Here is a 7,061-nt window from a genome sequence, read left to right as displayed (position 1 = left end):
ACCCAGGGCGGTGAAGATATCAAAGACCCGTTTTCCGGTAAATCGCAATGCGGCTCCGCTTAAGTGAACAGCATTGCACCCTCGGGTGGCCTTGTTGTTGCTGGCTTACTGCTCCGGCAGCTGGTAGCTGCGGGCAAAGTCGGCCGGTGGGAGGGGGCGGCTGAACAGATAGCCTTGCAGCCGATCGCAACCGACCTGCACCAGCCAGGCCTGCTGCTCCGGCGTCTCCACCCCTTCGGCGGTGATCTTGATGCCAAGCTCATGGCCCAACCCGATGACGGAACGCACGATGGCTGTGGTGGCCTGGTTGGTGGCCAGCCCCTGGGTGAAGCTTTTGTCGAGCTTGAGGGTCGCCACCTGCAGCCTGGGAAGATAGGCGAGGGAGCAGTAGCCGGTGCCGAAGTCGTCGATGGCGAGCTGGAAGCCCGCCTCGATGAGGCTGGCCAGGTTGCTCTCTATCTCGTCGGCATTCTCCATCAGCACCCCTTCGGTGATCTCCAGCTCCAGTTGCCAGGGGGCGAGCCCGTGGCGCGCGATGCAGTCGAAGATCTGCGGGCAGAGCTCGGGATCGCGGAACTGCAGGGGCGAGAGGTTGATGGAGAGCACCAGATCCGGGGCCGCCACCTGCCAGCGGGCAAGCTGGGCACAGCCGAGCTCCAGCATCAGCTGGCCGAGCTGGCCGATGAGCCCCAGCTCCTCCGCCAGCGGAATGAACTCGTCGGGGGAGATCATGCCGAATTCGGGATGGGGCCAGCGGCAGAGCAGCTCAGCACCGTGCAGCCGGTTGCTGTGGGTGCAGATGATGGGCTGGTAGACGGCGGTCAGTTCGGCGGACTTGATGGCGAGTGGCAACTGGGCGGCGATGAGCTGGCGGCGTTTGAGCTTGGCATCGAGTGCGGGGTCGAACAGGGTACAGTGCTGCTGCTGGCGCTTGCCCTGGGCCAGGGCGGCCTCGGCGTGGCTCAGCAGACGCTCGGCATCCTTGGCCTTGCCATGGGCGATGCCGAGGAACACCGGGATCTGGATCCTGTGTTCTTCCACCTGATAGGGCGTCATCAGCTCCTGCTGCAGGTTGCGGCTCCACGCATCCAGAGAGAGGGGGAGCTCGGGCAGCAGCAGGGCGAAGTCATCCGCCGCGACCCGGCAGAGCAGGGACTGGGGCGGCGCCAGTCGTTGCAGGCGACGGGCCACCTGGCTCAGCAGGCGGTCGGCGACCCGTATGCCGAAGCGATCGTTGATCTCGCGAAAATGTTGCAGATCCACCAGCAGCAGGCTGGCCTTGCGGGCGCCCAGATGACGGCTGGTCTGGAGGAAGTGGGAGAGCTTGAGCAGGCCGGTCAGGCTGTCGTAGTGCTGCTCCTGCTGCAACTGGGCCTGGGTGGTGCGAAGCCCGGTGATGTCGCGGCTCAGGGTAAGGATGCCGAGGGAGTTGCCCTCGTCATCCGGCACCTCGACCCGGGTGACCTCCAGATGGCGGCCTCTGCCCTGGGCATCCACCACGCAATACTCCCCCTGACCCAGGGTTTGTTCGACGGGCAACCGGGGCGGGACGCGCCGACCCAGAGCCTCGCTTGCCACCAGCCCCATGAAGTCGAGAAAGGCCTGGTTGCAGTCGATGAGCACGCCCTGGTGATCCTCGAGACGGATGAGGTCGGGAATGGCATCCAGCAGGCGGCGTTGCAGCAACTGCTGCTGCCGGAAGGTTTGCTCCAGCTCCTTGCGCTGATCGATGGCGCTGACCATGGCAAACAGGGCGATGGGGTCGCCGTGCTCGTCATACAGGGGAACCTTGTTGATCTCCATCCAGCTGGCGCCTTCGCCGCTGTGGCAATGGAGCTGCTGGTGCAGCAGGGGTTTGCCGTCGGCCAGCAGGCGGTCATCTTCCTCCCGGAATACATCCCCCCAGGGCATCTCGGCATCGCTCTTGCCAATGAGTTCGCTCGGGTCTTGCAGGCCGGCTTCCCTGGCGAATGCCTTGTTGGCAAACAGGTACCGTCCGTGCTTGTCCCGGCAGAAGATATTCATGGGTAACTGGTCGATGATCTGCTGCAGCAGCGCCAGGGAGAGCGAAGAAGTCACGAGAGCACTCACGGGGGAGACTTCGAGCAAATCTATGATAACAGGTGGGTTTTGTAAAGCCTGGGTTAAGAGTACGCCATTTGTGCGGATCCCTGCTGACAGCCTGTGTCGCGATCGCCATAATAGCCGCCGGTTGGCCTATGGCCTTATGGATGAGAGAAGCAGCATGAAGAAGATAATGGGGGGCGCCCTGGCCCTGTTGATGGTGGGTTGTGCGAGCGACAACAACGGCGGCGAGCAGTATCGCTATACCCCGCCGGTTGCCAAGGCAACCAACAACACCCAGGAGATGGCGATCCCGGTGGATCTGGTGTGGGCCCGTGCCGAGAAGTGGTTCGGCGATCACGGCCTGAACATCGAGAACAGCCAGCGTGGTGCCGGTCTGATGACCGCCAACGTGGAAAACTCGGCCGATGGTCTGGAGTGGCTGGATTGCGGCACCATGGGGTCCAAGGTGGCGCTGGGCAACCCCAACCTGCAGATCAACCTGATCATCACCCAGAGCGGCAACAACAGCGTGGCCACCGTGAATGTCAAGGGCAATACCCAGCTCTACTTCGTCGAGTCCTCCGGCGAGCGGGTACTGGCTCCCTCCATCACCCCGGTGTGCGTCTCCCGCGGCAGCCTGGAACAGAGCCTGTTCTCCACCCTCGGCAACTGATCCTGCCGGGTATCATGAAAAACCCCGTTGCGTGCAACGGGGTTTTTTATGCCTGCTCTGCGTCCATCAGGGCGTGAGGGGAGGGATGACGCCAGAGGATCAGGGGGTCAGATCACCGTGATAGAGCACATGGTCGCCGGATTTGAGCACATAGCCCTTCCAGGGGAAGAGCTGATAGCAGCCGCCCTGCCAGGACCAGTTGCCCTCTTCGCCCTGGCGGACCAGCCGGATCGGCTCGCCCTCTGGCAGGGTCAGCTCGGCCTGACTCTGATCGGCATTGAACAGCACGAAAGCGCTGACGGTCTGACCGGCATCGGTCGGGTTGAGGCGAATGCCCTGCTCGAACAGCCGCACGCACTTGCCTGCCAGCGCCGACCATTGATAACCCGCGCTGCCGATGCAGCCATGTTCGTCGCGATCTGCGCCGACCAGGGGCTCCCTCGGTGTCGTGTTGCAGGCGGCCAGCAGCAGGGAGGCGGCCATCAGGGTCAGGGTGCGCATGGTTACTCCTTGGCGTCCCGTTCGATGACGATGTTGGAGAAGCCCAGCTCCTTGAAGTAGTTCTCCCGGTAATCCTTCACGCTCTTCTTGTCGCGGCGGCACACCTGGGCCAGCTGCTCTTCCATGGCGTGGAAGCGGGTCAGATCGATCCCCTCGGCGGCGGCAACGGCATCATAGATGCTGTTGAACTTGTCGTTGGCGTAGCCAATCTCCCTGGCCTGCTTCTTGTAGGTGTAGGTAATCTTGAACGCCATGGCGTCACTCCTTCTCTTTGGCCTGCTTGCGCTGGACGTACAGATAGAGGCTTTCGACCTTCTCTCTGGCCCAGGGGGTCTTGCGCAAGAACTTCAGGCTGGACTTGATACTGGGATTATCGGTGAAGCAGCGGATATTGATCTGCTGCCCCAGCGCTTCCCAGCCATAGTGCGCGACCAGGGCGGTGACGATGGCCTCCAGGGTCAGCCCGTGCAGCGGGTTGTTCTTCTGGGAAGCGGGTTGATCGCTCATACCTGCGCCGCCAGGGTGGCAAAGGGCTGACCCATGCGGGTGGTGACCCCGTTGGCCAGGTGCGGCTCGAAACCGGCCAGCATGCCCGGGCCAAACAGGCAGACGACTGTGCTGCCCAGCTTGAACAGGCCCATCTCGGCCCCCTTTTGCAGAGTGATGGCTTCATCGCCGGTGTAGTCCCAGCGCACCACCTTCTTCTCTTTGGTCGGCGCTATGTTGCCGGCCCAGATGGTTTCGATGCTCGCGACGATAGTGGCACCGACCAGCACCAGGGCCATGGGGCCGTGGGGGGTACGGAAGGTGGCCACCACCCGCTCGTTGCGGGCAAACAGGTTGGGCACGTTCTCGGCGGTGAGGGGGTTGACGGAGAAGAGATCCCCCGGCACGAACACCATGCTCTCCAGCACGCCGTCCAGCGGCATGTGGATGCGGTGGTAATCCTTGGGTGCCAGATAGATGGTAGCGAAGTCGCCATCCTTGAACGGGGCCACCAGATCCTCATAGCCCCCCAGCAGCTCGCGGGCGCTGTAGTCGTGGCCCTTGGCCTGAATGATGCGACCTTGGCTGATGGGCCCGAGCTGGCTGACGGTGCCATCCACCGGCAGGGCCAGGGTCATGGCGTCTTCCACCACGGGGCGGATGCCGGGTTTGAGCTCGCGGGTGAAGAATTCGTTGAAGCTCTTGTAGTGGGCCGGGCTCTCGTGCAGCGCCTCGCTCATGTCGACCTGGTACTGCTTGATAAAGGCCTCGATCACCCTGGTGGTGAGGTTGCCCGCTTCGGCGGCGGCAAGTTTGCCCACCAGGCGGGAGAGGGCGTGTTTGGGCAGGCAGTATTGACCGGCAATTTTCAGGTTGTCAGTGATGCTCATGATCTTCATCTGGGAATGAGTTGAACGGGTCACAGCCGCGCCTGTTGGCGACCGTGGCGGGCTTCCTGCATGGTTTCCAGGATGCGGTGGTAGTTGTGGAAGCGATCGGCGCTGATGGCGCCCGCTTCGACCGCGGCGCGCAGGGCGCAGCCGGGATCATCCTTGTGGGTGCAGTCGCGGAACTTGCAGCCACCCAGGTAGTCGCGAAACTCGACGAAGCACCAGGTGATGCGGTCGGCTTCCAGGTGCCAGAGGGCGAACTCGCGGATCCCGGGGGAGTCGATGAGATCGCCGCCGCTCGGGAAGTGGTAGAGCCGTGCCGTGGTGGTGGTGTGCTGGCCGAGCCCCGAGTTCTCGGAGATCTCGCCGGTGAGCACGTCCAGCCCCGGCATCAGGGCGTTGGTGAGGGACGACTTGCCCACCCCGGACTGGCCCACGAAGATGCTGATCTTGTCGGTGAGCGCCGCCTTGAGGGCGTCGATGCCCTCACCGCTCTCGCAGCTCACCAGCAGCACCTCGTAACCGAGCTTGCGGTAGGTCTCGAGCTGGTGCTCGATACGGGCGCGGGCCGCGTCATCGAGCATGTCGACCTTGTTCAGCACGATGAGGGGCGCTATCTCCACATCTTCTGCCGCCACCAGGTAGCGGTCGACTATGTTGGTGGAGAACTCGGGCATCACCGCCGAGACGATGATGATCTGGTCGATGTTGGCGGCGATGGGTTTGACCCCGTCGTAGAAGTCCGGCCGGGTCAGCACCGAGTGGCGCGGGTGCACCGCCTCGATGACGCCGGCAGTCGCGGCATTGAGGCCGGGGCGCCACACCACCTTGTCGCCGCACACCAGGCTGCTGATGCTGCTGCGCCGCAGGTTGCTGCGGTGGATGGCACCATCGCTTGCCTCGACATCCGCGTGCTGGCCGAAACGGCTGATCACCACCCCTTCGATGGCGGGGCCGAACAGGGTGTCATCGACCACTGTGGTGTGCTCTTTTTGCAGCCGCCGCTCGCGGTTGGCCTGGACGCGCCTTTGTTGACCCAGATTGAGTTTTGCTTTCTTTGCCACGGGGTTTGCCAGTTTATGAACAGATTCAAAGCCAGTATGATACATGCAAATTGGCAAAATTCCGCCATTCCTCCCAATAGAGAGAGCAATCATGACAGTCAGCGCGCAGAACCTGGTATGGATCGACATGGAGATGACGGGTCTGGACCCCGAAGAGAACGTGGTACTGGAGATCGCCACCATCGTCACCGACAAGGACCTGAACGTGCTGGCCGAAGGGCCGGTCATCGCCATCCACCAGAGCGAGGAAGAGCTGGGCAAGATGGATGACTGGAACGTCAACACCCACACCAAGAGCGGGCTGGTGGCCCGGGTCAAGGCGAGTGAATACGACGAGGCCAAGGCCGTTGCCGAGACCCTCGCCTTCATTCGCCAGTGGGTGCCGGAGCACACCAGCCCCCTGTGCGGCAACAGCATCGGCCAGGATCGCCGCTTCATGGTCAAGCACATGAGCGATCTGGAAGCCTTCTTCCATTACCGCAACGTGGACGTCAGCACCATCAAGGAGCTGGTCCGTCGCTGGCAGCCTGAACTGCTGGATCAGTTCAAGAAGAGTGGCTCCCACCAGGCGCTGGACGACATCCGCGAATCCATCGCCGAACTGCAGTTCTACCGCGCCCACGTCTTCAAAATCTGAGTGGCTGGCAAGGGGTTGCCGTCGTTCGGTTGCTAAAATCAGCAGTTCGGCCAGCTTTTGAGCGAACGGCTGCAACCAGACAAAAAAGCCCTTGCAATTGGAATGTCTGCTCTTATAATTCGGCTCCCGTACAGTAGCGCAAGCAACCAAATGCTGTACGGTCTGTTTTCAGGTTTTGCGGGAATAGCTCAGTTGGTAGAGCACGACCTTGCCAAGGTCGGGGTCGCGAGTTCGAGTCTCGTTTCCCGCTCCAATCTCTCTTCGAACCCTTCGAATTCAATCTCTCCCCCAAGTACACGAATCCAGTTTCTCAGTACCATCACTGCCGCGTCCTGTTGGTAGAGCATGATCCGTGCTTGCCAAGGCTGGGGTCGCGAGTTCGAGTCTCGTTTCCCGCTCCAATCTCTCTTCGAAGTCCTCATAATCCCTTTGAATTGAATTGCCCATCACATCGCGCCGCGATGACTTGTCGTATCCGGCGTTTGCCTGTTTTCTCTCTTCCCCGCACATCCCAAGTCATAAGACCAAGATGTATTGCTTGCTAATAGCCTCCCGGAGATCGGGCACAACCCTTTGCGGTCGGCTAACAGGCTTGGCAGGGCCTGAATGACAGACAGTGGCTCGCTATAAGTTAAAACCGGGGCATTTAACCAAAGCTCATAATTTTACCTGATTACCCATGACCCTCAGCCAGCTTCAAGAGCCGATATGGCATCGGAGGGCTTGCCACGACTGCATGCCCC

8 protein-coding genes and 1 tRNA gene are annotated in these 7,061 nt (G+C 61.7%); 3 read left to right on the top strand and 6 right to left on the bottom strand.

The genetic code is table 11. The features are described from left to right. Nucleotides 1-105: 105 nt before the first annotated feature. Complete coding sequence (locus tag OKB81_RS18445; RefSeq protein ID WP_039040163.1) at nucleotides 106-2,079, bottom strand: sensor domain-containing protein; 1,974 nt, start codon at nucleotides 2,077-2,079, stop codon at nucleotides 106-108. A 166-nt stretch (nucleotides 2,080-2,245) separates the two neighbouring features. On the opposite strand from OKB81_RS18445, the gene OKB81_RS18440 reads away from it, so the two are divergent. Further along, complete coding sequence (locus OKB81_RS18440) at nucleotides 2,246-2,740, top strand: hypothetical protein (RefSeq protein WP_029314787.1); 495 nt, start codon at nucleotides 2,246-2,248, stop codon at nucleotides 2,738-2,740. 99 nt (nucleotides 2,741-2,839) lie between these two features. Here the strand turns inward: OKB81_RS18440 and OKB81_RS18435 are convergent, their stop codons facing one another. From OKB81_RS18435 to rsgA, 5 genes are read right to left on the bottom strand one after another with little or no spacing between them, the layout of a single operon-like run. Next, entirely contained in the window at nucleotides 2,840-3,241 is a 402-nt protein-coding gene (locus tag OKB81_RS18435; RefSeq protein ID WP_160839308.1) for a hypothetical protein, read from the bottom strand. 2 nt (nucleotides 3,242-3,243) lie between these two features. Further along, on the bottom strand, nucleotides 3,244-3,495 hold the full coding sequence (locus OKB81_RS18430; protein ID WP_010675489.1) for a DUF2960 domain-containing protein: 252 nt from the start codon (nucleotides 3,493-3,495) through the stop codon (nucleotides 3,244-3,246). A gap of 4 nt (nucleotides 3,496-3,499) precedes the next feature. Continuing rightward, nucleotides 3,500-3,748, bottom strand: coding sequence for a VF530 family DNA-binding protein (locus OKB81_RS18425; protein ID WP_041212447.1), 249 nt, complete (start codon nucleotides 3,746-3,748; stop codon nucleotides 3,500-3,502). Continuing rightward, nucleotides 3,745-4,617 carry an archaetidylserine decarboxylase gene (asd, locus tag OKB81_RS18420; protein WP_052816309.1) on the bottom strand — a complete coding sequence of 291 codons (873 nt, stop codon included), beginning with the start codon at nucleotides 4,615-4,617 and terminating at the stop codon, nucleotides 3,745-3,747. The genes OKB81_RS18425 and asd overlap by 4 nt, the downstream gene beginning before the upstream one ends. A 29-nt stretch (nucleotides 4,618-4,646) precedes the next feature. Then, on the bottom strand, nucleotides 4,647-5,681 hold the full coding sequence (gene rsgA, locus OKB81_RS18415) for a small ribosomal subunit biogenesis GTPase RsgA (protein WP_039040203.1): 1,035 nt from the start codon (nucleotides 5,679-5,681) through the stop codon (nucleotides 4,647-4,649). Between the two features lie 91 nt (nucleotides 5,682-5,772). Here rsgA and orn point away from each other — a divergent pair, with 91 nt between their 5' ends. Further along, nucleotides 5,773-6,318, top strand: a complete 546-nt coding sequence (gene orn, locus OKB81_RS18410; protein ID WP_160839306.1) for an oligoribonuclease — start codon at nucleotides 5,773-5,775, stop codon at nucleotides 6,316-6,318. A gap of 177 nt (nucleotides 6,319-6,495) precedes the next feature. After that, a tRNA-Gly gene (locus OKB81_RS18405) sits at nucleotides 6,496-6,571 on the top strand. The last annotated feature ends 490 nt before the right edge of the window (nucleotides 6,572-7,061 follow it).

Origin of the sequence: Aeromonas sp. QDB56 (assembly GCF_027705505.1) — a bacterium.
Taxonomy (GTDB): Bacteria; Pseudomonadota; Gammaproteobacteria; order Enterobacterales; family Aeromonadaceae; genus Aeromonas; species Aeromonas caviae.
Note: the sequence above shows the minus strand (reverse complement) of the source record. Positions and strands in the feature narration are given on the sequence as shown.